Source organism: Limnobaculum xujianqingii, assembly GCF_013394855.1.
Lineage (GTDB): Bacteria > Pseudomonadota > Gammaproteobacteria > Enterobacterales > Enterobacteriaceae > Limnobaculum > Limnobaculum xujianqingii.
On record NZ_JABMLK010000002.1, the window covers coordinates 620,803 to 643,708 of the forward strand.

Annotated in this window: 27 protein-coding genes; 3 read left to right on the plus strand and 24 right to left on the minus strand. The window is 40.6% G+C overall.

Going from position 1 to position 22,906, the window contains the following annotated elements:
• Positions 1–32: 32 nt before the first annotated feature.
• Positions 33–851: a LysR family transcriptional regulator gene (locus tag GOL65_RS16700; RefSeq protein ID WP_140918325.1), complete on the minus strand. Its 819-nt coding sequence runs from the start codon at positions 849–851 to the stop codon at positions 33–35.
• Between the two features lie 108 nt (positions 852–959).
• Between GOL65_RS16700 and GOL65_RS16705 the strand changes: the two genes are divergently transcribed.
• Positions 960–1,694, plus strand: a complete 735-nt coding sequence (locus GOL65_RS16705) for an SDR family oxidoreductase (protein WP_140918324.1) — start codon at positions 960–962, stop codon at positions 1,692–1,694.
• A gap of 52 nt (positions 1,695–1,746) precedes the next feature.
• On the opposite strand, the gene GOL65_RS16710 is transcribed toward GOL65_RS16705, so the two are convergent.
• Complete coding sequence (locus GOL65_RS16710) at positions 1,747–2,322, minus strand: nuclear transport factor 2 family protein (RefSeq protein ID WP_140918323.1); 576 nt, start codon at positions 2,320–2,322, stop codon at positions 1,747–1,749.
• A gap of 115 nt (positions 2,323–2,437) precedes the next feature.
• Between GOL65_RS16710 and GOL65_RS16715 the strand changes: the two genes are divergently transcribed.
• The gene (locus GOL65_RS16715; RefSeq protein WP_140918322.1) at positions 2,438–3,322 is read left to right on the plus strand and encodes a LysR substrate-binding domain-containing protein; all 885 of its coding nucleotides are present in this window, start codon (positions 2,438–2,440) and stop codon (positions 3,320–3,322) included.
• Positions 3,323–3,341: 19 nt separating this feature from the next.
• Here GOL65_RS16715 and GOL65_RS16720 read toward each other — a convergent pair whose 3' ends face one another.
• The 22 genes from GOL65_RS16720 to GOL65_RS16825 all read right to left on the minus strand — a co-directional run bounded on the left by GOL65_RS16720 (position 3,342) and on the right by GOL65_RS16825 (position 21,518).
• Entirely contained in the window at positions 3,342–3,998 is a 657-nt protein-coding gene (locus GOL65_RS16720; RefSeq protein WP_140918321.1) for a lytic transglycosylase domain-containing protein, read from the minus strand.
• 91 nt (positions 3,999–4,089) lie between these two features.
• Positions 4,090–5,214: an RCC1 domain-containing protein gene (locus GOL65_RS16725; protein ID WP_179038462.1), complete on the minus strand. Its 1,125-nt coding sequence runs from the start codon at positions 5,212–5,214 to the stop codon at positions 4,090–4,092.
• A gap of 211 nt (positions 5,215–5,425) precedes the next feature.
• The gene (locus GOL65_RS16730; protein WP_140918319.1) at positions 5,426–7,297 is read right to left on the minus strand and encodes a TadE/TadG family type IV pilus assembly protein; all 1,872 of its coding nucleotides are present in this window, start codon (positions 7,295–7,297) and stop codon (positions 5,426–5,428) included.
• A 58-nt stretch (positions 7,298–7,355) separates the two neighbouring features.
• The gene (gene tadF, locus GOL65_RS16735) at positions 7,356–7,976 is read right to left on the minus strand and encodes a tight adherence pilus pseudopilin TadF (protein ID WP_140918318.1); all 621 of its coding nucleotides are present in this window, start codon (positions 7,974–7,976) and stop codon (positions 7,356–7,358) included.
• Complete coding sequence (locus GOL65_RS16740; protein ID WP_140918317.1) at positions 7,976–8,485, minus strand: TadE/TadG family type IV pilus assembly protein; 510 nt, start codon at positions 8,483–8,485, stop codon at positions 7,976–7,978. The genes tadF and GOL65_RS16740 overlap by 1 nt, the downstream gene beginning before the upstream one ends.
• A gap of 102 nt (positions 8,486–8,587) precedes the next feature.
• A complete protein-coding gene (locus GOL65_RS16745; protein ID WP_140918316.1) occupies positions 8,588–9,124 on the minus strand; it encodes a protoglobin domain-containing protein in 537 nt (178 codons plus the stop codon).
• The gene (locus tag GOL65_RS16750) at positions 9,124–9,495 is read right to left on the minus strand and encodes a roadblock/LC7 domain-containing protein (protein WP_140918315.1); all 372 of its coding nucleotides are present in this window, start codon (positions 9,493–9,495) and stop codon (positions 9,124–9,126) included. Before GOL65_RS16750 ends, GOL65_RS16745 begins: the two co-directional genes overlap by 1 nt.
• Before the next feature lie 83 nt (positions 9,496–9,578).
• Complete coding sequence (locus GOL65_RS16755) at positions 9,579–9,998, minus strand: prepilin peptidase (protein WP_179038463.1); 420 nt, start codon at positions 9,996–9,998, stop codon at positions 9,579–9,581.
• Between the two features lie 19 nt (positions 9,999–10,017).
• The gene (locus GOL65_RS16760) at positions 10,018–10,554 is read right to left on the minus strand and encodes a hypothetical protein (protein ID WP_140918313.1); all 537 of its coding nucleotides are present in this window, start codon (positions 10,552–10,554) and stop codon (positions 10,018–10,020) included.
• A 15-nt stretch (positions 10,555–10,569) separates the two neighbouring features.
• Entirely contained in the window at positions 10,570–11,016 is a 447-nt protein-coding gene (locus tag GOL65_RS16765; RefSeq protein WP_140918312.1) for a roadblock/LC7 domain-containing protein, read from the minus strand.
• A complete protein-coding gene (locus tag GOL65_RS16770; RefSeq protein ID WP_140918311.1) occupies positions 11,013–11,579 on the minus strand; it encodes a GTP-binding protein in 567 nt (188 codons plus the stop codon). The genes GOL65_RS16765 and GOL65_RS16770 overlap by 4 nt, the downstream gene beginning before the upstream one ends.
• On the minus strand, positions 11,576–11,722 hold the full coding sequence (locus GOL65_RS16775) for a hypothetical protein (protein ID WP_179038464.1): 147 nt from the start codon (positions 11,720–11,722) through the stop codon (positions 11,576–11,578). The genes GOL65_RS16770 and GOL65_RS16775 overlap by 4 nt, the downstream gene beginning before the upstream one ends.
• Before the next feature lie 171 nt (positions 11,723–11,893).
• Positions 11,894–12,256, minus strand: a complete 363-nt coding sequence (locus tag GOL65_RS16780) for a hypothetical protein (protein ID WP_140918310.1) — start codon at positions 12,254–12,256, stop codon at positions 11,894–11,896.
• A 48-nt stretch (positions 12,257–12,304) separates the two neighbouring features.
• Positions 12,305–12,763 (minus strand): hypothetical protein, encoded by a 459-nt coding sequence (locus GOL65_RS16785; RefSeq protein ID WP_140918309.1) that lies wholly within the window; start codon positions 12,761–12,763, stop codon positions 12,305–12,307.
• A gap of 23 nt (positions 12,764–12,786) precedes the next feature.
• Positions 12,787–14,364, minus strand: coding sequence for a hypothetical protein (locus GOL65_RS16790; RefSeq protein ID WP_140918308.1), 1,578 nt, complete (start codon positions 14,362–14,364; stop codon positions 12,787–12,789).
• Complete coding sequence (locus GOL65_RS16795) at positions 14,349–15,200, minus strand: type II secretion system F family protein (RefSeq protein ID WP_140918307.1); 852 nt, start codon at positions 15,198–15,200, stop codon at positions 14,349–14,351. Before GOL65_RS16795 ends, GOL65_RS16790 begins: the two co-directional genes overlap by 16 nt.
• Before the next feature lie 8 nt (positions 15,201–15,208).
• On the minus strand, positions 15,209–16,111 hold the full coding sequence (locus GOL65_RS16800) for a type II secretion system F family protein (protein ID WP_140918306.1): 903 nt from the start codon (positions 16,109–16,111) through the stop codon (positions 15,209–15,211).
• Positions 16,108–17,394 (minus strand): CpaF family protein, encoded by a 1,287-nt coding sequence (locus GOL65_RS16805; RefSeq protein WP_140918305.1) that lies wholly within the window; start codon positions 17,392–17,394, stop codon positions 16,108–16,110. The genes GOL65_RS16800 and GOL65_RS16805 overlap by 4 nt, the downstream gene beginning before the upstream one ends.
• Positions 17,395–17,466: 72 nt before the next feature.
• Positions 17,467–18,606: a hypothetical protein gene (locus GOL65_RS16810; protein ID WP_140918304.1), complete on the minus strand. Its 1,140-nt coding sequence runs from the start codon at positions 18,604–18,606 to the stop codon at positions 17,467–17,469.
• A gap of 27 nt (positions 18,607–18,633) precedes the next feature.
• Entirely contained in the window at positions 18,634–20,091 is a 1,458-nt protein-coding gene (locus tag GOL65_RS16815; RefSeq protein WP_228723144.1) for a type II and III secretion system protein family protein, read from the minus strand.
• A 79-nt stretch (positions 20,092–20,170) separates the two neighbouring features.
• On the minus strand, positions 20,171–21,034 hold the full coding sequence (locus GOL65_RS16820) for a hypothetical protein (RefSeq protein WP_140918303.1): 864 nt from the start codon (positions 21,032–21,034) through the stop codon (positions 20,171–20,173).
• A 247-nt stretch (positions 21,035–21,281) separates the two neighbouring features.
• On the minus strand, positions 21,282–21,518 hold the full coding sequence (locus tag GOL65_RS16825; protein ID WP_140918302.1) for a Flp family type IVb pilin: 237 nt from the start codon (positions 21,516–21,518) through the stop codon (positions 21,282–21,284).
• A gap of 479 nt (positions 21,519–21,997) precedes the next feature.
• Here GOL65_RS16825 and GOL65_RS16830 point away from each other — a divergent pair, with 479 nt between their 5' ends.
• Positions 21,998–22,537 (plus strand): winged helix-turn-helix domain-containing protein, encoded by a 540-nt coding sequence (locus GOL65_RS16830; RefSeq protein ID WP_140918301.1) that lies wholly within the window; start codon positions 21,998–22,000, stop codon positions 22,535–22,537.
• Positions 22,538–22,906 lie beyond the last annotated feature (369 nt).

Consider the following 22,906-nt stretch of genomic DNA (forward strand, 5'->3'; position numbering starts at 1 on the left):
GCGATGAATTTAGCTCACGATGAAACCCCACACTACACACTCAACCCCTTCAATAACTGTTCGACAGCAGGGTTTTCCAGCGCTTGCACAGCATAGCAAATACCTACCCGACGTATTAATGGATGGCCAGGCAGGGGACGGGAAGCTAAATCACAGCGTGTTTCTATTAACGGCTTCGGAGCAATGGTTAAGCCAAAGCCCGCTTCTACCAGATCCAGCGCCAGCATAAAGTTTCCTGCGTTGGCGGTGGGAGTACTGGCGGACGCGCCGTAAAACGGTAGAAATCGCTGGTGGGAATCGTGAGTTGGGAACATCACCCACGGTTGATCGTGAAGTTGTTCGGTGGTCAGTATGGATTCCTGATTAAAGGGATGTGTTGCCGGAAAAGCCAGTTCATAATTCTCGTCAAATAACGGAATAAACAGTTCATCTTCACAGCGTAAGCTTTCACAACCAAGTCGGATATCCCCGGTACAGCCCGGATCAAGGGTAAGCAGTAGGTCGGGCATACTGGTACGTGCTTTTTCCAACAAGGTTACCAGATGCAATGAGGCAATATCATGCTCGATACCAATAGTAAGCGGTGTCTTATCCCGGCGTTTGCGAAAACGCGATGCTAATGCCGTCATATCGTTAATCATGCGTCGGGCATGAGGGTAGAGCACTCGTGCATCTTCGGTTACGTCCACACCGCGGGTTTTACGGATGAATAAGGGGATCCCCAGATCGTCTTCCAGTGCCTTAATAGTGGCGGATAGCGCAGGCTGTGTCAGACTTAATAGTTGAGCGGCGCGAGTGATATTGCGTTCTTCGAAAACGCAGATAAAGGCTTTGAGTTGACGCTTATCCATAGAAATTTCTTATGACGGTGAAAGAAATAAACCATTTTTCACTAAATTCATTCGGATTTAAAGTAGCGGCATGACATTTGTCATCATTATTATTTATGAGGAACACCAATGAGTATTGCATCTAAACCTTTAATCGTTATCACTGGTGCCAGTTCTGGTATAGGTCTGGCGACGGCTAAGCTGTTGTCTGCAAAAGGTCATGCGCTGCTGCTGTTGGCTCGTCGTATTGAGCGTATGACGGCGTTGAATTTGCCAAATACGCTATGTCACGCTGTAGATGTGACTGACCGTGATGCGTTTGCCGCTGCGGTAAAAGATGCTGAACAGAAATTTGGTCCAGTGGATGCGCTGGTAAATAATGCCGGGGTGATGTTACTGGGCAATATTGAGCAGCAGAACCCGAATGAATGGGATCAAATGCTGGATGTGAACGTCAAAGGTTTACTGAACGGTGTTCATGCGGTAACGGAAGGAATGATTGCGCGTAAAGCAGGAACCATCATTAATATCAGTTCCGTGGCTGGTCGTAAAACTTTCCCTAACCACGTGGTCTATGTAGGTACTAAATTTGCGGTGCATGGCATGTCTGAAAACCTGCGGGAAGAGCTTTCGCCGCATAATGTGCGTGTAGTGGTGATTGCCCCTGGGGCGGTGGAAACGGAGCTGTTAAGCCATACCACCAGTGATGAAATCAAAACCGGCTATCAGGCATGGAAACAGGATATGGGTGGTAAAGTACTGAGCCCGGAAGACGTGGCCAATGCGATTGATTTTGCTTATTCTCAACCGCAATATGTCTGTATTCGTGAAATCGTGCTGGCGGCTACCCGTCAGGGCGCTTAATAACGGTTGATTAAAACAGGGGGGATTTTTCCCCTGTTTTATTGAATAACATTTACTGATTCAACCAGATTTGTCCTTCAGCTTTCATGGTTTGTTCCAGTTCACTTCCACGTGTGGCGAACACACGATTGACTGGAAAACCGCTCTTTTCCAAAATATAGGCAAGAGCAGCATATTCTCGCGGATATTTTGCCGTTAAAGATTGATCAACCTCCACCAATCCTAATGGAAACGTAAATGTTCCCATATCATATACGCTCTGACGTTTGAGCAGTTTCCAGATGCCATTACGCTTTTCTGCCAAATCATAAAAGCGATTATGTACGTTACAACCAAGATTGAGTTTGACATTCTCGCCAATAATCATCGCATTGGTTTCAACGATGGCTTTGTCACCATTAAATCTGATGATCGGTGCGCCAATCAGATGCTTAGTCCGCAGGTCTGATTTTCCCATACGCATAGAGCCATTAACGAACTCGCTGAATAATCCTTCAAACCAGGTGATTTCAATCGTACCGTCAGGGTGAAATAAGCTGCGTAATTGTTCCCATTGACCGAGATCCCGGTGTATCCAGCCATTAATTAAGTCAGCGATTTGTGTGCGATCTTCAAGGTTGTTTTGCATGATGCTTCTCACTTTGAATACTGAGTTATTGGTATCTACTCTAGTGGTAAATTAAAATAAGACAAATATATAGATTTGACTGATTCATCATATTTATTGATTAAAGGTAACGGATATGGATTTGCGCCACTTGCGGTATTTTTTAGCGGTTGCTGAAGAGGGGCATTTTGGTCGCGCAGCTGAGCGACTGAACATTGTTCAACCTGCATTGAGCATGCAGATACGGGCACTGGAAGATGAGCTTGGTGGCCCTTTGTTTGCCCGAACCAGCCGGCGCGTGGAGCTAACCGAAGCCGGGAAGTTACTGCAAGTAGAAGCCCAACGTACTCTGGAACAGGCAGAACATGCCAGAACCATAGTACAGCGTTTATTAAGGGGTGAAACGGGTTGTGTGCGGGTAGGTTTCGCTGGAAACGCCGTTTTTAGCGGCAAGCTGATGAAGGATTTACGCGCTTTTCGTAAAACCTATCCCAATGCGGAATTGATTGTTCGGGAAATGCCACCACAGGCGCAGGTGGAAGCTATTATGGGTGGGCGGATAGATATTGGTTATGCACCGGATCACAACACCATGCATAACCCGACACTGATTTGTGAACAGATAGGCAGCTGGAACCGAATGGTAGCGTTGTCCTGCGATCATCCATTAACCAGTGAACCTCATTTGACGACGGCTATTCTGGCTGAGGAACCGCTGATTCTTTACGATACCCATGATGCTGATGAGAGGCTGTACCGAACGCTAAGCAGGCTATCAGGCCGTGAACCGCATGTAACACATCGTTCGACTTCTACGCTCAGCGTTCTGGCGCTGGCTGCTGCCGGACTGGGTGTAGCCCTTGTGCCTGAGCCTTTGTCGCAGGTGGCAATTCCGGGGCTAATCTATCGAACGTTAAATGAACCAGAGCTTTCAGCCAGTTTGATGTTGCTCAGTCGTGCGGATGAAACCAATGGCGCGGTCCAAGCCTTTCTGGCTTTGATACGTTCTGATAGCTTATGAAGATATCAACCAACATGCTTTAATTTCCTCTTAATTCATTAATCCGTTTGGTTGATTTATTGGATTTATAATCGGAGACGCGTGCACTTTTATCTTCAATTTTTTCATCGGAAGATTTCTGTGTTCCTGTTCTGTCGTTTTGTCTTGCGCCAGATTTGGTTGATATCACCGGGATTGCCTGTGCGTTATCAATCCGTTCTGATGATATGCCTGATTCAGCGGTGACGATTTTATCGACATAGCTAATGTTCTTTGTGCCTTCCCCTTTAAATCCACGGGTAAAATTCCCGCTGTAGTAGCAAGAATAAGACGCTAATAGCGCATCTCTTTGGGTTGGGAATTGCGATAACGCGCGTTGATAGCACTCATTGAATATTTTTGAGGCCACGCGTAAGTTTTCGCAGGGCTCAAATGCCTGTTCAAAGGTTAAACTGTATTTGGGCAGGTTATGAAGATTAACCTGCCCAATACCCATGGAAAAATTCCACCCGCCTTGATGCAGCATTTGCGCCGTTGCCAGCGCTTCTTGTTTATTTTTGGGCTGCCTGACAAGATAACCATCAACAATACCGATAGCGTAAGGATTGTGGTTCGATTCAACTTTAGTAATGGCAACGAGCGTTTGAGGGGAGATATCCGGTGCACATTGCGCGGCTAAAAGAAAAATATCAAGCATTTGCACGATCCATGGCTAAGTTATCGTAAAGCGTCAGTAGCATTAAGGTAATAAAGTGATGTGCGGTTATATTGAGGCGGTGTTAATGGCCTTAATCATCCTCTAACAAGAACGTCATTTCTTCACCTGGCCAGGGGATATTTTTGGTACTGTTCGGAAGCAGTTTATAAGCCGCGCCATAACCAACGGCATAGGCTTTGCCGTCGAACGTCCAGTAGTAGAGATGCTCTTTGCCGCCACCAAAGCCTTCAATGACGCCATGAGGTGATTCACGCAAAGTGGGTTTGTGCCCATAGATGTCAAATGCAGAGCCGGAAGTTTGCCCCCAGGTATAGAATTTACCCGATTTAGTCAGGGCGGCAGAGCCAACATATCGGCCATAAAGGTAAGCCACATTGTCTAAAACTTTTCTGGGTGTCGCGCTGTTGTTGGTATAATGTGTTGAACCATTGCTGGTTTGTCCGACAGATGCACCGCGTCCCCAGCCCCATACCTCTCCATTATTCAGCAAAACCTGACCCCAGGCGTTTCCACCGGTGATTTGTATAATATTATTGGGATTAATGCCTGACAGAGTAAATTCACGAGGCGTAGTTACATATTCATGACCGGAACAAATTGATTTCCCTGTCATAACGCCAAGCTCACAGTCTTCGTTATCTCCCCAACCCATGACTTTGCCGGAATGAGTGACAACATAGGCTGTTTCATAAGCAACACCCAGTAAACGCGCTTTTTCGCCTTTTAAATCAACTTCATGTACAGTGCCAGGCTGCTTTGCATTTTTTAAGTAAGATGTTCTTAAGCCGTCACCACGCTGACCGTAAATACCATGCCCCCAGGTATAAACCTTACCGTCTTCACCCATGGTGGCTGAGAAGTATTCTCCGGCGCCAATGATGGTGATTTTCTTTCCATTTAATACCTTACAAGGTGTCGTGACATAACCCGTGCCGCATCCGGTCTCACCGTAGCCGCTTTGTCCCCATCCCCAGACGTCACCATTCTCATCCAGAGCAATCATATGATAAGCACCCGCGGTTAATGCGACGATTTTAATGTTTTGCTCGGAGAATATTTTTACTTTAGTCGGTGCGGATCTCTGGTTAACCACCATGGTTCCATTACCCTGTTGGCCTGAGCCGCGAAAACCCCACACCCAAACTTCGCCATTATGTATGGAGAGCCCGGTATCAAGGGATGAGCCGGTAGGCATAAAATTGCCCGCGGAATTTGGCTCATTGTCCCCCGGTAGAATGGAGTCTCCCGCGTAAAGAGGGGGACAGAGTATCAGCCCGGATAAGCATAATAAAATCGCTAACTTTGCTTTTTTCTGTTTAATGAATCTCATAATCATAATTCACCTCGTAACAACGTCCTGTTTATATTCAGAATGAAAGTGTGGGTTAACGGGATATCGAAATAGGTTATTTCTGGTCATTCCGAATGTAATATCCCGTTTCAACGCCAATAATGGATTTTAATGTGCTGATAAGTGAGGAGTAGTCAGTGGCTGTATGGACATATTGGGTGCTGTCAGTTTCTGTCTCGCCTTTAGCGCAGTATTTCCCCCAAAAAGCAATGCGTTCAGCGTTGGTGTAATCATCATTAATTGATACATAGTGAATCTCTGCTGTTTCTGCGACGACACCAATTTTATTGGCGGCATACAGTGATTCGCTCTTCAGACCTGACTTAATGGCATCGCACATTCCTCGGGAGTGAAGCTCTGTTGAAACAATGGCGGGGTCAACTTCATCTTCACCATCAGAAATAACAATAATGACTTTTTTGGTATTTTGACCCGCGGCAATAATAGGGACGGAACGCAATAGTCCAACCGAGCTATCTGTACCGCCACCGGCAGCCATTTTCATGAAATCGGAGACCAGGTTTTCTTTCTCTGAACTATTGGTGGTAAGCGGAATGAGAAACGCACGGGATTGAGCTGATGAAAAGCTGGCGGCCATGTTCTTTTCCGCCTGTTCCTGAGTCAGGCTATCACTCACGGTATATAAAGGTGTTGCTGACTGGCACATGCCGGTAAAGGCCCGGTATTCATACATATTAGGGGCCCAGGGTTGGATAAACTCCTGTACATTGCTGTGACTAAAAAGATTGTTGATATCTATGGTTGCGTCATAGTTGATAGTCAGGCTGTTAACTATGGATGAGCGCTCAAGGGATGAAGCTCCACGCATGGTTTTGGTTAAATCGACAACACGATTATATTGATCATTAAATTTCTGCTGGTTAGTTGAAGTGAAAATACTTCGGGTAGAATCTTGCTCGCAACTGAAAAGATACAGGCCGGTTGTTACGCCTGATGGGGTATTATGAACACACCATCCTCGCTGCTGTAAATCGCCGATATCCTGCTCTAGCGATTCACCGACGATAAAGCGATAGTACAGATATCTTGACCGGTCAGTATTATAAAGTATGGTATTTTTGTTGCTGTCATAATCCGGATATTGAGTTTGCATAATGTGTTTATTAGCCCAAAACGCATAATCAATATTGGCTGGAGAATAAGTTGAACGTGGGACATAGAGTGCGGAGCAACCAATTAATTCACCACCGGCTTCATTTTTTTGATTTTTATAAGCTAATGCGGCATTGACTGCATTTTCTACTTTAAAAGGAACCCCTAAATCAAAAGGAACAAGCGCAAATTGCGAGTCTGAATGTTTACTTCCGCTAATGACATCGTTGACTACAGTTTTAAGCATATCTAAGCGAGTGGTCGCTAAACCGTTTGAATCGGTATAGCTTGAATTCATGGTATCTGAAAAATCAACCACGAAAACATAATCGGCAGGGGTGGCATTGGTAGTGATAAACTTTCTCGCATTACCACTGTTATCGCCCTGATTACCCACATTAATGTTTTTATCAAAACTGGGAAAACCCAGATCTGACACGGGTAATAAAGCCGGAAGGTTGACAGAAGCAATCAGGCTATAGTCAACATAGCCTTCTCTATCAATATTATCTGTCATGGTGATATCTAAATGCTGGAGCTGCTCGGAATTATCCGGTAAATAAAAACCAATATATTCTTTTGCTATCGCTTTATTGGCATTACGTGCACGCTCATCGACAAGTCGATTATCTATCGCCGCGATGGCTAATATCGCTTCACTGGTGGCGTCGGCCAGCCGGGCTTTTCTGTTTAAGGCTAAAGAGCCATCAAGCGCAAAAGCCACAGAGGCAAGTAAAAACGGGAAAATGATAACGTATACAATAGCAATGGCGCCGCTTTCAGACATAAATATTGTGCGTAGCTGTTTCATCATGTGATCACCCAATAAATTATTCCGTAAGATATTTAAGAAATAATGATTCCCTGTCTTTTTAAATTCTTGAAATAACCACGTCACTGGTTGCTAAGTCAGGCAATATTTCGTTATTGAAGGCGTGAGTAAATCGTTTAAAAATGCTGGCTTCATTAGGGATACATACGCTAACGCGATAAATTGGCACCCATCGACCGGTACTTGTCGCATAGGGAGAAAGGCCTTTTAGTTCAGTAATATCTACGGATTTTTTAATTAATTGGCATACATTATTGCCGGCAGTAAAGGAGAGGGTTTTACTCACGCGCGCTGAGGCATTATTTTCTGGATCCAAAGGGTCTGGTGCGAGATAAAGTGCATCAATAGCAATAGTCAGGTTAGGCTCATGCAACAGAGTTTGGCCAACGGATAATAACTGGTTAACCTCTTCTTGTGTTATGTCTTCATCGGATTGATAAAGCGCTGCTCTTTCCCTTATCATTGTCGCCAGCGAATGGCTGGTGCGATCGAGTCGTCCTTGCTTGGTGATGGTAATACCAAAGTCCGTGACCAGATACATAATAAGAATGAAAGAGATCATAACAATCGCAAACTCAACGCTAACCGAACCATTTTCGGATTTAATATTTTTACTTGCGTGTTTTAAATAAGACGCTTTGATTTTATTATTCGTTAACATTATTTATTATCCCTCTGGTATTCCTGGACATAAACAACCGTTCTTTGCAAATAAGAATTTAACGTAGCCGTAGGCATAAAAGAAAAAAGAAGCGTGTAGTGATAGCCAACATTATATATAGCCAGTGATTTCTGGTCAGGGTTATTATCACAGTTACCGGTTATAACATCATTAATCGTGCTGCAATAGTTGACATCAACATAAAGATTTTCATCTCGTGTTAATAATGGCCAGAAAGGAATATCAGTATTTAATTTACGATAAAAGACGGCCTGATAGTCTTCTTCAGTCAGGGTTGATATGGCTGCATAACGACTTGCTTCCGCCACCGCGAGATCTAATGCGGAAGAAATATAAACAATTCGACAGAGTTCAAATATTAAAAGAATAATGAAAATTAAAGGAATAAATATCAGTGAAATTTCAACCGCAACTGCACCTTTTTCCTCTTTGAGTGTAGCAGGTACTTTTTTATTAATAGCAAACATAATTCTTGAGTAATTAATCATAATAAACCCAACGTATAATTTACTAATGGATATCAATTGAAATAGAGATATTCGGAGTTTTGTCTAATCAATTAATATTAGAGAAATAGAAAGAAACAATTTCTAGTATTTATCAGTCAGCAATCGTCTGGCGAGTGTTTCACTGCCTCCAACCAGATCTTTTAAATGGTTTAATTGAGTATTATCGTAGGCCTGAGTAAATGTAGCGACATCCAGAGCCAGTACTTTTCTAAATGCGATAACGGCTTCCGGACCTTTTTTCTCAGCCACTTCAACGCCATAACGATCAAGAACATCAAACATGGCTAATGGATAGCGTACGGGTAAACCGATTCGAACATGTGCCATGCCGATACGAAGGCGGTCTAACGCATAATTTTTATCATAGTTACCGCAAAATAATTTCACAAACCATTGCGCCAGAGTTCTTTTTAACGCATCCAGGTCGGTAATAAATTCTCTTGTCATCTCATGGGCTAACAGGCGATCGTAATATTCATCAACCATGCGTGCGGTGATAGCTTCGGCATCGCTTTGTAAACTTTGAAGTAGTTGGCACTCCTCAGTGGTAATGCATAATAGTGTGACCAGATCATCAACGATTTGCTCTTCCTTCACATTCCAGCTCATTTTTTCCATTAGATTATCTCCCCGGCTAAAATGGTTTTAATTGCACGGGAAGTTACAATATTGAGAATGGCAATATTGCAATCATTCGGTGCCACAATAGCCAGACAAAAATTTTGATTAAGTTTAAAAACAAAAATTCTTCCTGTTTTTCCCGCTAAGCTTAATTCAATGTTAGTACCAATATTCAGCGAGGTACCGATGCGTGAAGATACACCAAGCATAGTGGCAACTTGTACCGCGACACGCTTAAGGTCAACTTCGATACCGTGATCGGTTTGTACGATTAAGTCACCGTCTTTGGAACAAACCAGAATGGTATTTTTAACCGGAATACTGTCGCTTAAATTCTCAATGATTTTCTGCAATAATTCTGTTCTCATTTTTTTCTCAATATATCAGATGTGATTAATTTACAAGGAAAAATGCTATCTCCTGAACAGTATTATTTATGACAGGATAGTATTTAAAACATGGGAGCAGTGATTAAAAAATACCCTAAAGAGATAGCAATACCATAAGGGACGGTTACCTTTTTCTTTTTGTAGATACTGGTAATAATAATTGGAATGACTACAATCAATCCGGAGATAGCTGTCATCAATATAAAATTGAAAATTAATGAATCTGATAATGATAAAGAAAGTGCAAATATAAGCTTTATATCTCCGGCACCAAAAAAACCTAAAGCGCTTAATATGAATCCAATAAAAAGAATTAATAAAGGGAGGATGATTTCAGGTGTATCATATTTAATAATACCAATGAGTATTGATAAAATAGCAACAGCAATAACGGTTTTGTTCTTAATGGTTCTACGGGTAATATCCGTATAGCAAGCATATAAAAGAAAAATATAATTAAATAATAGAATAGTTTTTATCACTAACACACCTTAGAGGATTTTACTGAAAAGACGATTTTTTCTTTCTCCTGTGTTTTTTATGCAGGGATTTAATTTTATCTAAACTCATTACCGGGGTTTTATCAGGTATGTCATTGTCAAAAATAATTTCATTTTCCTCATGATATTGAGGCGCTGTGTCTTCATTTTTGGCAGAAATCGCCGGTTGCAGCTCTTCATCCTGAGGTGTCAGAGGGAAGTAGTCCTTTAGCCTGTTGAAATGAAAAATGATTCTTTCGTTTACTTTTTCTGTTCTGTCATAAAGTACGGGTTTTAAAGAGATGGCCTCACTGATAATATCTGCCGCGGTTAATTCAATGGCGCTATGCCACAGCTGATCCAACACTTTATGTTCGATGCCAACAAATTCAGGTGTTAATGTGCTTTCTATATTATCTAATAAAATCTTATAGATAATTTGTTGATTTTCTATTAATTCATCTCTGTTATCGAGAATAGGATTAACCGCAATATAGGAGCAGCTAATATCTGCTGCACATAAACTTACTGCGAGCTTTTCTTTTAAAATTCGATCCATAGAAATATCTCCCGCTTAGTTTTCTGTCGTTTTATTACAAATCTCCGTTATTTCTGAAGAGAGCTTGCGTATCAGCCAAAATAGCTGACCTAAAGGTTCATTTTCAGCACTTACCAGGGTTAGCACTAATTCTGATTTAACATTTTGTACAATAAAGATCAGAATATTATTATGTTCTCCTTCTAAAGTGAGAAGACGCTGGCCGCCGGTTCCAATTTCCCTGAACATTGCAATACCAATTGATAATATGGAACTGGTCATCGCTGCTAAACGTCTCATACTGGCACGATCTTGTTCTTCCAATACGGCTGCTACTTCAAAACCGTCAACGGTCGCTAAAAGCATATTGGTCAGCCCGGGATGATCCTGAGCGAATTGCTCAATCGTTTTTTGAATTTCTGAACATTGTTCAGAGGTTAAACCAGAATAATTATTGACTATCCAGGTATCGGATATGGTCATGATTGTTTTGCCTCATCGTGATTATCGATAGATCTCTCTAAATGACGCGACATGACTCTCAGCAATAACATGACACTGGTCGGATCTCGTGCATCAACATTGATAACAGGGAGAGAAAGTCCCATATCGCGTAATAATTGTTCGTAGCTGTTTTTATCGGGGTAGGGAGCAAGATCGGTTTTAACAATACCCAGTATTGCCACTGAGTTTCCTTCTGTCAGCCGTGAATGAAAGGCGTTCAGATAGCTTTTTAGTTCACCAAAAGGGTCGCTACGGCTGTTATCTGACAGGAAAATAATGCCAACGGTTCCTTTACCCAAAATATCCCACATAAAAGAGAAGCGTTCCTGACCGGGCGTTCCATATAGTCGTAGCAAATTAGTCTGACCGGGCAGGGTAACTTCGCCGTAATCCAGCCCAACCGTGGTGACCTCTTTGTTATAGTTTGCTAAATCGGTATTAGTTACATCCGTTGTTACCGTACTAATTTCGCTGACGCTGGCAATAGCTGTGGTTTTACCAGAGCCACTACAGCCAACAAACATAACTTTGAAATCTCTCATTTTTGGGCTGACCCTTTATATAATCGTCGAAATAACGCGGACAATATGCCGGACTTCTCTTTTTGGGGGAGGTCTGTTTCATCATCGTTGTTTTCTGCAGAGGTATTCTCTTCAATACGAATATTAACAATATCGTTATTCATTAAGTTAACCTCTGAATATCCTTCTTTTATCCGATCGTTGGGGGCTTCAGGCATCGATATCGTCGGTGATATAAGTGAGGCATCAGTTACGGATATCTCTTCCTGAGCCACTGGTGCTGTAGGCTGAGGTAGCCCGGCCAGGCTACCTCCCGCTCCAGATTCATCAAACGTTCAGATATCCTGGATGGTTGATTCGAAGTCGCTAACTTTGCGTCTGGCTAACGCTAAATTAGAATTCCGAACATCGAGCACTAAATAGATAAATATTCCCTCCACTGAGTGGAGAGGTTTAATAATGTGATATTGCTTTTCCAGAGTAATAAGAATATCTGAGACCTTATCGTTGAGGCCTAATAAGTTGATGGTTTTCAGTTTTGCGCGTAATACATCAGTATTACCTGCGGCGGCTATTTCAATATCGACGCCAGAACCCGCTGAAGCTAAGAGCATACCATTTTTGCTATCAACCATTGCTGCACATAATGAACCATCAATATCTAGCAGTTCTTTAATTTTTTCATTCAAATTTGCCATTACTAATTTCCTTTCTCTTAACTTTAATTATAAAAAATGAAGGTGTTTCTATACGGCATGTAATTCATGCAAAATTTCAACGACACTCGAAAGTAACTGGTTATCAATCGATAATCCGTTAACATGTACATGAATAACTTGTGTCCAGGGTGCAGTTCCTGGGGTATAACAATTAACCACGATATGTACTTCGGAATTAAGACAGACCTCCTCATCAACAGATGACTGAATAATATATTTATCTCCAATTTTAAAAGGTTTTGAGCCAGGGGCTACCGTCTCAGTTAATACTAACGGAGCAAAAACTTTGAGCACTGAAATATCAATTAATGATTTATTTGCATTCAAGACCGTTAAAGGTGAAGCATGGCTATCATCTAAAGAACCATCAAAATTAGTATCAGGCATTTTAGTGAAGGCTTTAATTGCCCCATCAGCGCCAACGCCAATAAATTTTGTTGTTTCCGGAACCCTAACTAAAACACCCCTGTATTCATAAATTTTCATAAAAACTCGCGATTAAAGTGTTGTCATGTAAAATCAAAAACAAGCCGTTCCTTTTTGTTTTTCTCTGCGGGAATTTTAAATATATTCACTTTCATATCTCTTATGAAATGAAAGGTAATTAATAGTGAGTCTTCTTCTTTCTGTTCAATACTTATCTTTTTAATATCTCTGTGTGTATTACCGATATGTCTGGTTATTTTAGATAAAACATTTGGTATGTTATTTCCCTGGCGAGTGTTGCTGAGAATGACTTGTAATGTGGTATTTTCATTTTGAGCTACTTTCTCAAACTGTATATTTCTCAGGGATTCCAGTGTCAGACGCGAGAAGCCAGCATGGGTGCCAAAACGCGCATTTGTCACTTCATTAATATTTCCCGTTTTGTTCCGATTAATCGGCGAGATTGATGGGGTAATAGTATTCGTGACGCTGCTTGTGCTAACACTTAGCCCGGACATGATCGGCGGCGGCTGGACCAGTTTTTCTATTGCCTGCGTATCCAAAGGTTTAATCTGAGACGATGTATTGGTTACTGATACGGGCGATTCCACTGTTTTTGTCGCAATGGTAGCCTGTTGTGGCCCTGTAACGGGTGAGCTTAGCTTCGAAATAGGTGCTGGTGTTTTAGCGGCTAAAGAAGGCGTAGCTTTGGATGTAACACTCTCCTTTTTGGGTTCTGTCACTGGCGAGCTTAGCGTCTGGATTTCAGATATTGCAGATGGTGACGTTTTGGTTGCTATTGCTTGCTGCTCTAATACCGGAAAAGGAGGGACTGTGGTACTTGTCAGTGATTCTGGTGGTGTTTCCTCTGCGGAAATCAGGGCTGTTGTCGTATCGAGAGATATCATCTCGGTATCGTTACGCTTAACGCGTGTTACGGTACTCATTAATTCAGAAATTAATTGTTCCGGTCTTTCACTTAAGCCATTTACGCGAATTAAATTGTCTGCTTCTTCATAATTGTCCATTTTGACTAATACAAAGACCAGATTATGTATTATCGAAGGTGTACTGTGCCCTCTGAGATATAACGGCATAAGATAACTATAAGCCTGTTGGTGTTTTTCCTTAAGGATCATCAACATAGCCAGATTGTTGACCACCTGCTCTTCCGGAACAAACAGCGCTCGGGCGGTATTAAATGATTGGTAAGCGGCATTAAACTCACCTTGCTGTGCCTGAAGCACACCCAGCATGTTATAGGCTTCACCATTTTTGGCATTCAATTTTAGTGCCGCAGTAATGGCTATCAGAGCTTGCTGATCTTTACCGGTAGCACTCAGGTTTTTAGCCTGTAACAGGTAGACTTTGTCGTTGGGTTTATTCTCAATTAAGGGTTCAAGGTAATGCAGTGAGGAATCATAATCACCCACAAGGTTGTAATATTCAGCTAATTTAAAGCGAACAGTAGGATCTTCTTTACGGCTTAATTTCTCACGATAGAGTTTTAATAAACCCTGATAATTATTGACCTTGGTGAGGATATATTCCTGTTCTTTTTCATTCAGCTGATTTTCACCCTGTAAACTCCTCTGACAGCCAGGAAGAAGTAATATACAAAACGTAACGCATACAATATTTCTGATTATGTAGTAGACCACAGTGCCACCATCCTTATAAATCCAGGGCCGCCAACCAGTGCTAAAATAGGGAACATAATAAATACGATCATCGGTAATGACATTTTTGCAGCCAGACTTGATACTTTTTCATCTATGGCAAGTAATTGCATTTCTCGCATTTCTTTCGAGAGATCTAACAGAACCATATAAACAGAAGAGCCAAATTTAATACTTTGCTGTAATGTGGAAGCCAGCATCCTTACTTCCTGACTGGGTACTTCTTCATTAAGCATATCCAATGCCTCTGACATTCCACTGACTTCCATTTTCATAATAACGCGTGTTAATAAAACAGAAATGTCCGGATTAATTGTGGCTGTATTAATAGCAAGGTAGCGAATAGCATTTTCAATTGTCATGCCGGACTGAACGCATACGGCCATCATGTCAATAACAAATGGCAAATCTTCAGAAATTCTTTTTACCCGTGATTTAATGATCATGTTCTTGATCTTATTGGGTAGTAAAATAATGGAAGCAATAAATATAAATAATATTAATGTTTTCATTATTTGAGATAAAACGACTATTTTTAAAGACTCTAATATTTGTACGGTTAAAACAACAAAGATTATTGCCAGTGCTTTAAACAGCATATTTTTATCAAGCATTGCAGCAAACACAACGCCTTTACTGCTTTTTCTTAGTAATCGTTCTGTGGGTGAATCGTCTTTTTTTTGCGTAACGGAGGGAGCTGCAGAATCAGTGGAGATTTCCAGCATTTTTTTAACTGAATCTTTTCTTTTTTCTTTATACAGATGTTGTGTAATACCAATAATACCGATTAAGAATAGCAATGCCAGTATATAAGCCATAATATCACCTAGATTTTATTCATCATCGACCAAACACAAAAAAGACCAAATAGTTCACTCGCTATGCAGTAATAAAGAATCATGCGTCCGGTAGGATCGTTTAGCAGAATGTCAAAGTTTTCCGGGCTGAGAAATTTAAGGAAGAAGAAGCCAATAGGAATCATGACCAGTATTTTAATTGATGCTCTTGGCTCTGCGGTTTTTGCATATTTTTTCCGGTACATAATCCGGGCATTGGAAATAAGTTTGCTCAGGCGGCTAATGACTTCTTTAACTTCACCACCGCCTTTCATATTAATTAATACCGCAATAATAAAGAAAAAATATTCACGATAAAAAAGGCGCTGGTAAGAGTCCATAAAAACGCGTTCTACATCTTCACCGATCTCTAATCGTTGAGAGACAATTTTGAACTCATCGCCCACGATACCTTCTATTTTTTGTCCGCACTGCTCAATAGCGTGCAGTAAGGAGTTTCCGGCACTGACTGAGCTGTTAATAATATTCAGGGCTTCGGCGAATCCCTCCTCAAACTCCAGTCTTGTTGCCTTTTTACTACGTAAATACAAACCATAAAGAGTTATAACAGCAAGTACCGGTAAAAAAATCTCAGTACTTATCCTGATATATTGATTATTGATAACCAGGCCACTAATTAATACGATAAAAAGAATAAGCGTATGTTTGAGGGTGACAGATTTATTTTTACCTTTTATATGGCGATAAAAATCATTCCATATATTGGTTATCGCCATACCATAACTATATCCACTCAGCTTTTCGCCAAATGTAATATTGGTTGAAAACGATTCAATATAATTAAGGCGTTTTAGTCTCTTACTCTGTCGATAATATAAGGTTATGTGAATAATGCCGAGTACAAGCAGGATAGCGAAAAAAAGTGCAATCATGATGATTTCCCAAATAATTGCTTCAGAGGTTCGATTAATTCATGGAATACTGCATTTCTGTAAACCGCAGAACGTTGCAGTAAACCGAATGAGTTATAGTTTCCTTTTATCCGACCATTTTCATCGCGTTCAGGTAATGCAGTAAAAGTGAAGATATCCTGCAGAATGATATTTTCACCTTCCATTCCCATCACTTCAGTAATGTTTATTACTTTGCGTGAACCGTCTGGCAGACGACTGACTTGTAATATTAAATTGATGGCTGATGCTATATTACGGCGAATAGCGACCAGGGGCAGGGCAGCACTGGACATCATGACCATACTTTCCAGACGAGCCAACGCATCACGAGGGGAGTTGGCATGTAAGGTTGACATGGAACCATCATGACCGGTATTCATCGCCTGTAACATTTCAAAGGCTTCTTCGCCCCGGCACTCACCAACAATGATACGATCGGGGCGCATACGTAGTGAGTTAACCACTAAATTACGCATAGTGATCATTCCACGGTTTTCTGAACCGGCCATACGCGTTTCAAGGCGAACAACATGCGGCTGGAGAAGGCGCAATTCGGCGGCATCTTCTAATGTCAGCACACGCTCATCATCGCCAATATATTGCGACAATGCGTTGAGTAAGGTGGTTTTTCCGGAACCGGTTCCGCCTGAGACGATGATATTTACCCGGCAGCGTGCGGCAATCACCAGGAAATTCGCCATCATCTCGTTAATGCTGCCATATTCAATCAGATCGGAAAGGGTCTTCTTTCCTTTACCAAATTTACGAATGGAAATTGAAGTTCCATCCAGTGCTATGGGGGATATAACCACGTTTAAACGACTGCCATCTGGCATTCTGGCATCTACCAGTGGCTGAGAGTCATCAATGCGGCGACCAACTTTAGAGACTAATCGACGAGCAATTTCCGTTAATTGTTCATTGCTGATAAATTTTTTATTTACGCGTTCAAGGCATCCGCCGCGTTCAACGTAAATATGGTTGGGACCATTGACCAAAATATCACTGATTGAATCATCCTCCATTAATTCTCGCAGAGGACCATAGCCGGTGATTTCATCGACAATACTTTCAGTGAGTTGGTTTAAAGTATGACTTGATAGATAACGACCCGATGTTGTCACGACTCGTTGAATGTTTTCTGAAATCTCTTTTGTCAGTAAATCTCGATCATTCCTCAAGTCATTGAGTTTTTCCAAATCAATGTTTTTTAATACCTGTTCCCGAATTAAAAGTAGTGTAGGGGAGTTCTTTTTATCCATATCGGTTAGCTCAGTTATTAACCCGGATTATCCATAACTCTATTTATAGAATTAAAATCTGTTGTCGATTGATTAGATTTTTTTGAAGAAAGACTTCAGGAAGCTCTTTGGACTGGACTCTACGTGCAAGGCTTTCTTACCCAACAACATGGCTGCAAATTGACGCAATTCCCCATCAATATTCTCATTCCTTTTCTTTGAGTCTTGTTGATAGGCGCGAGTGACATCAATTTTTTGTCCAAGATATTCTTCGATATCACTATCAGTGAGTTCGTTATTAATCTGGGGACGGTAGTTGTTCAGGCAAATAAACACTCTGGGCACATGGGATGTATTACCGGATAACCCGCTACGTGAAATATGGTCAATGACATTTTTCGCAATTCGCAGAGAAGATAAATCACGGGTAATTAATAACAACACGCTATGGGAATATTTTAGGATGTAGTCAAGCCGTTCCTGAGAGCAGTTATAAACCGGATTATCAATAAAGATCATATTAAAACGGTTAAAACTTTGGTCTTCATAGTGCCAGGGACGATCTTTCTGTTCCATTTTGACACTGATATTTTTATCAAAAGGCAAAATAGAACCATCCTTGGGTATGGCTCTTCCCAGAAGTAAGTCAAGGTCTAAACTTCCTGCGGCTCCCTGAACCATTAACAGGGGGATGGTGCTGGCTCTTCCGGCGGTTTGTAGTAAATCATAGCAAAATGATGATGCACCACTACCTCCTTTACATCCAAGAACGCTGAAGATAATCGAGCCGCGCATCAGAGTATTATTGGATTGTTCCAGTACGAATTCAGGTAGTTCAGGTAGTTCAGGTAACTGGCTGGCAAGATGAAGATATGATGCCCCCAGTTTGTTAATTTCCCGGGCAAAGATAATTGAGTCGTTATCTCCCAGCAGAATACAACGGGTATTTACCGGAACTAATAATGCGATTGATTGCTGAAGCTTAGTGATATCCGTGCAGTTTTCGATATCTGCGACAATGACATCCGCCCCCTGAGTAATGGTAACATCTGAAATACTTAAGAAACTCTGCATGATATTTTCTGTATCATCAATATCATACATAAGCAGAGTGCTATTGATTTCATCCAATATCCGTTTGCGTGAAGAGATAATCGCCACTTTGTGTTGAATTTCGGAATTAATAGCGCTGGCTTTATTCTGCTCTAATTTGTCATCGTTGAATAATTTCATATTTAAAATTCCAGATACATTGACTGCCTATTTAGAAAATCCACCGCGATTCAGGAAATTGTGGGTATTCTGAGAAAGTCTGTCTTCATATGTGACTTCATCTACGTTGACATTGAAGAACAGCTGGCTGCTGTTGCTTTTGTTGTAATCGGGTAAATAGATTGGTTGATTGGATGTGACAGGCCTGACAAGGTTAACCGTCGCAAATACTACCAGCTCGGTTTTCTCTCGTTGTGTACTTGAATTGCGTGCTAATGCACCAAGAATAGGAATTTCACCAATAAAAGGAACTTTGCCTAAGGTTTCTTTATCATTTTCACTTAATAAACCACCAATAACAAAACTGTCACCGTCGGCTAATTCAATGGTCGAGCTTGAACGACGAGTGACCAGAGTAGGGATGTTATAAGTATTGTAAGCATAGGAACCGGAAACGCTGCTGATCTCATTGGATAAATACAGTTTGATCTTCTGCTTTTTCTCTACCTTGGCAGCAATACTTAATTTTATTCCATACTCTTTATAAGTGACTGACGTTCCTTCGTTATTGTCATTTTTTGTTAGAATTGGAATTTCTCCGCCTACCAAAAAGTCGGCTGTTTCACCGGATAAGACGGTCAGATTCGGCTGGGCCATGATTCGGGCAACAGAATCATTCTGGATAGCATTAATCGTATTACTGATATTTTTAGAGTCGAACCCACCTTTAAATCCTATCAAACTAAAGACACCGGGGTTATTCGCCGTTGTTCCGCCAGTCATAATGCTGTCGAGAGTCAGGCTACTCCAGTCAATACCTAATGCATCAGTAAAACTCTTACTGACTTCAACAACCGTTAACTGAACATTAACCTGGTTGGTATTCAGAAGCTGCATACGATTGATGACATTTTCATATCGTCTGTTTTTCATGAAACCAATATCTTTCACTTTACTCGTTTCACCGATGTTTCTTGTCGAATCCTTTTCGTCGTCTCTTACGCCGCTGATGGTGGCGCCTACCAGGCGATAGATGGCATCCATACTTTCTTCATCGGAGACTGTACCGCTAATGATATAAGTCACTTTATCGGCATTAGCGTCACCAACAAAACGGGTTATTTCGATATTATTTCCGGGAAATTCTTTGCTGACCCTTTGGTTGAGGTCGCCGAGGAAAGGGTCAACACTGATATTACGTTTGAGTAATACTTTTGAGTTTTTTCCATAAACGATTAACTCAGAATTTCCGGTGCTTTTTGCATAGATAACGATATTTTTATCATTAATTACTTTGTAATCAGCGACGCGAGGATTAGAGACAAATACCGTCTCCAGACCCGCTGGCACACTGATATTTCTCGACTGGCCATATTTCAGGAAAATTGAATTTGCCGAGGCGGCATTGCTGATGGCAAAAAACAGGACTAATGCCATCAGCGAATATGACAGCATTCGGATAGTGGCCTTACCGAATATGAAAACGTGCATACATAACCTTTTCATTATTGATATCCCTTGATGATGCTTTGATCGAATAACCATGCCTTAGCGGCACCAAAAAACTACCAGTGAATGCGATTGTTTAACCACGTAGTTCATGGACGGTCTGTTTAGTTTCTGTACCACTGGAATTGGTATCAAGAATGACATCTTCTGAAACGGGCCACATGGCCTCAACATCCGGAAGAATGGATTTGTCGTTGATCGCATGTTCTTTCTGTGAGGCTGGAAATATGATTAGTTTCGCTTTATCTTCCAGGCCTTTCAGGAGTTTAACGTCTTTATCTTTGAGTTCAGTGATTAACTGGCTTCCGCTTTCTATGACCGGAACACCATTTCTATCAACGACTTTTGCAGGTCGAAGGGCAAGCACCCGGCGATCTTTTAGCAGTGGTTTAAGGCGTGTATCTTCAATGGATAAACTGGGAGAGACGATTTCTTCACTGCCATCGTTCAATATTTTTCTACCATAAGCCAGATAGATATCAACGCCCTGGCCAGCCTTAAGATTATCGAAAAGGTAGTTATCATTTTGAGATAACTGGAAGGTATAAAGTACATTTCCTGGCTGTAAAAACATGGCTAAATATTCAGGGGAATCCGGTTCAATGAGTGATGAAACAGGAATTAGTGCGCCTTCTGCAACCGCGGTATTCACAACCGATGTTGTCAGTGATTTAGTGCCTATTGAGTATTGTCTTTTTTCGTCACTGCCCTGAGAAATTTTCATTGTTTGTAAACGAAAATCGTCAGTATTTAATACGGTATTAGCCGTAATATCTTTTAAAGTGATGGCAACAGTAATGGTCTCTTGTGCCGGTTCTACTGGATTAGCGGTGACCTGAACGGGTGCTGGTTGAGGTTCGGGTTTGCTTAATATCAGGAAAAGGCCAATTATTCCAATAACTGTCATGATGATATAAATAACCAGGACATTTTTCTTCATTGTAAGACATCCCTAATCTCAAGAGTTATAACAAGTGTGATATATTAATTTTTGCCATTTGATAATTAATTATTTTTGGCATAGCTACCGCACGGATTTTACTTCCGGTGTTTTTATAAAGTTATTTTTTTATAAAAGCGTTGATAAGCGTTATCAACGCTTTTATAGTTAATGACACGTCAAACTTCATTTACCGTTAATATAAATGAAGTCGTTAATAATAAAGCGCACCCTGACCTGAAGCGCTTTATTCTGGTGATTCAATTAGCCCTTCAACGCGTTCCTTCAAGGTTTCAAATGTACCTGTAAGCATTTCGCTGACCGGACCAGTTGAACCGAAAACAACCATTACCACAGCAGTAACACCGGCAACAACGACGGCATATTCAATAGCCGTTACGCCTTTTTCGCTGTTAGCAAACTTTTTAATGGCTTGTTTCGCCTGTACCAGTTTGATATATCCACTTATAGTTATGTCATTCATTATGGTTCCTCCGTTTTTCCTTTTGTTTAATAAAACGTCTTACATCTTTCTGTCTTTTTTTACTTTATTTACATTACATTAATGTTGTTAATATAAAAAATGTTTATTTCTCTTGGTTTTATATTGATAACGCAGTGTCAACGATTGATTAATAAGCCATGATTTGAGTTAAATGTGAAATTTATATAAAACATATGGTTATGTTGCTTTTAACTATGCGTTAATAACTATTTTCGATTTTATTTTTAGTTATTTTATATTTAAATTTTTGTTTTTATCTGTTGTTATTTTTGTTCGCGAATAAAATTTGGATTACATCTAATTAACATGCTATACATTGATATAAAAACCGGACTTTCATCACAAAACATAGGTTTTGGTTTATTATTTCCTTGTGCTTACGTGTTGGTTGGATATATAAAATAGCGTGTTAATAATTTCGTAATAATCTATTTTATAAGTGTTATAGGGTGTTTTTTATGCTTGATGATTCGAAGGAAAGAAAGTTTTCTATCGATTTGCAAAATGGTTGTATAGCAATATTCATAGAATCAATGCCTAACGAAATTGTCATTTATATATATTATGATGAAGTTAAAGGGTATATTTTTAATATATTGAGAGAGTTAAGCCCGCTTGAATCGAGTATACTTTTTGTTCTCTTATCTAATTCTGGTCATATAATCAGCAATACTACTCTTCAACGGAGTGGCCTCAGTGATAAATTAATTACCAGTAATAATTTGCGGCAGCTAATCTTATCTCTTCGCTCTTTACTGATGGATTGTGATAAACCCCATCGTGTGATTAAAAATAAACCACGAATAGGATATGGGATTTATCATGTGCAAGTTTTTTACGAAACGATAGATTTATATCTCGCTCAATCCAAAGATTCAGATAAGAACGACCGCAAACATGCTCTTACTTGCGAAGTGGAAAGGGATAGAGATAAGGAAAAAGAAACAGAAAAAGACAGGGACAAAGATAATGTCTCTCAGTGTAAAAAAAACGAATAAATTTTAGGCAGACAATTCTCGGGTGCACTAAATTAACCTCTAAAGCTATTAGCATTCTCTCTTTTCTGTTCTTTTGTATCATCACCTGGATGGTTTCAAATCACAACAAAGCTTCTGATGATCTGGCAAATTTTTCGCTTAGCACACATAGTGAGAGCATAGTAAATAATAAATTGAAAATAATTGCTTTTCACCGGGGTAATGATTATGCGCCGTACATACAATCAATAAAAAATGCTTTTATGAAATACCTTGCTTTAGATAATAATCAGAAATCTGTCAAAATAATGATTTTCAGCTCTCATGGCTCGATCTTACTAAGTTGTATCTATGATCAAGAGCAATTTCTTTTTCAACATTTTCAGTTAA

Bases quoted from the DNA above. Each gene is read 5' to 3' on its own strand.
- GOL65_RS16715 (WP_140918322.1), top strand. From the start codon at position 2,438: ATGGATTTGCGCCACTTGCGGTATTTTTTAGCGGTTGCTGAAGAGGGG.
- GOL65_RS16780 (WP_140918310.1), bottom strand. From the start codon at position 12,256: ATGGCAAATTTGAATGAAAAAATTAAAGAACTGCTAGATATTGATGGT.
- GOL65_RS16710 (WP_140918323.1), bottom strand. From the start codon at position 2,322: ATGCAAAACAACCTTGAAGATCGCACACAAATCGCTGACTTAATTAAT.
- GOL65_RS16770 (WP_140918311.1), bottom strand. From the start codon at position 11,579: ATGAGAGATTTCAAAGTTATGTTTGTTGGCTGTAGTGGCTCTGGTAAA.
- GOL65_RS16795 (WP_140918307.1), bottom strand. From the start codon at position 15,200: ATGGCTTATATACTGGCATTGCTATTCTTAATCGGTATTATTGGTATT.
- GOL65_RS16800 (WP_140918306.1), bottom strand. From the start codon at position 16,111: ATGATTGCACTTTTTTTCGCTATCCTGCTTGTACTCGGCATTATTCAC.
- GOL65_RS16825 (WP_140918302.1), bottom strand. From the start codon at position 21,518: ATGAATGACATAACTATAAGTGGATATATCAAACTGGTACAGGCGAAA.
- GOL65_RS16775 (WP_179038464.1), bottom strand. From the start codon at position 11,722: ATGAATAACGATATTGTTAATATTCGTATTGAAGAGAATACCTCTGCA.
- GOL65_RS16750 (WP_140918315.1), bottom strand. From the start codon at position 9,495: ATGAGAACAGAATTATTGCAGAAAATCATTGAGAATTTAAGCGACAGT.
- GOL65_RS16765 (WP_140918312.1), bottom strand. From the start codon at position 11,016: ATGACCATATCCGATACCTGGATAGTCAATAATTATTCTGGTTTAACC.
- tadF (WP_140918318.1), bottom strand. From the start codon at position 7,976: ATGTTAACGAATAATAAAATCAAAGCGTCTTATTTAAAACACGCAAGT.
- GOL65_RS16760 (WP_140918313.1), bottom strand. From the start codon at position 10,554: ATGGATCGAATTTTAAAAGAAAAGCTCGCAGTAAGTTTATGTGCAGCA.
- GOL65_RS16805 (WP_140918305.1), bottom strand. From the start codon at position 17,394: ATGGATAAAAAGAACTCCCCTACACTACTTTTAATTCGGGAACAGGTA.
- GOL65_RS16720 (WP_140918321.1), bottom strand. From the start codon at position 3,998: ATGCTTGATATTTTTCTTTTAGCCGCGCAATGTGCACCGGATATCTCC.
- GOL65_RS16820 (WP_140918303.1), bottom strand. From the start codon at position 21,034: ATGAAGAAAAATGTCCTGGTTATTTATATCATCATGACAGTTATTGGA.
- GOL65_RS16730 (WP_140918319.1), bottom strand. From the start codon at position 7,297: ATGATGAAACAGCTACGCACAATATTTATGTCTGAAAGCGGCGCCATT.
- GOL65_RS16740 (WP_140918317.1), bottom strand. From the start codon at position 8,485: ATGATTAATTACTCAAGAATTATGTTTGCTATTAATAAAAAAGTACCT.
- GOL65_RS16725 (WP_179038462.1), bottom strand. From the start codon at position 5,214: ATGCCTACCGGCTCATCCCTTGATACCGGGCTCTCCATACATAATGGC.
- GOL65_RS16705 (WP_140918324.1), top strand. From the start codon at position 960: ATGAGTATTGCATCTAAACCTTTAATCGTTATCACTGGTGCCAGTTCT.
- GOL65_RS16785 (WP_140918309.1), bottom strand. From the start codon at position 12,763: ATGAAAATTTATGAATACAGGGGTGTTTTAGTTAGGGTTCCGGAAACA.
- GOL65_RS16745 (WP_140918316.1), bottom strand. From the start codon at position 9,124: ATGGAAAAAATGAGCTGGAATGTGAAGGAAGAGCAAATCGTTGATGAT.
- GOL65_RS16810 (WP_140918304.1), bottom strand. From the start codon at position 18,606: ATGAAATTATTCAACGATGACAAATTAGAGCAGAATAAAGCCAGCGCT.
- GOL65_RS16700 (WP_140918325.1), bottom strand. From the start codon at position 851: ATGGATAAGCGTCAACTCAAAGCCTTTATCTGCGTTTTCGAAGAACGC.
- GOL65_RS16815 (WP_228723144.1), bottom strand. From the start codon at position 20,091: ATGAAAAGGTTATGTATGCACGTTTTCATATTCGGTAAGGCCACTATC.
- GOL65_RS16830 (WP_140918301.1), top strand. From the start codon at position 21,998: ATGCTTGATGATTCGAAGGAAAGAAAGTTTTCTATCGATTTGCAAAAT.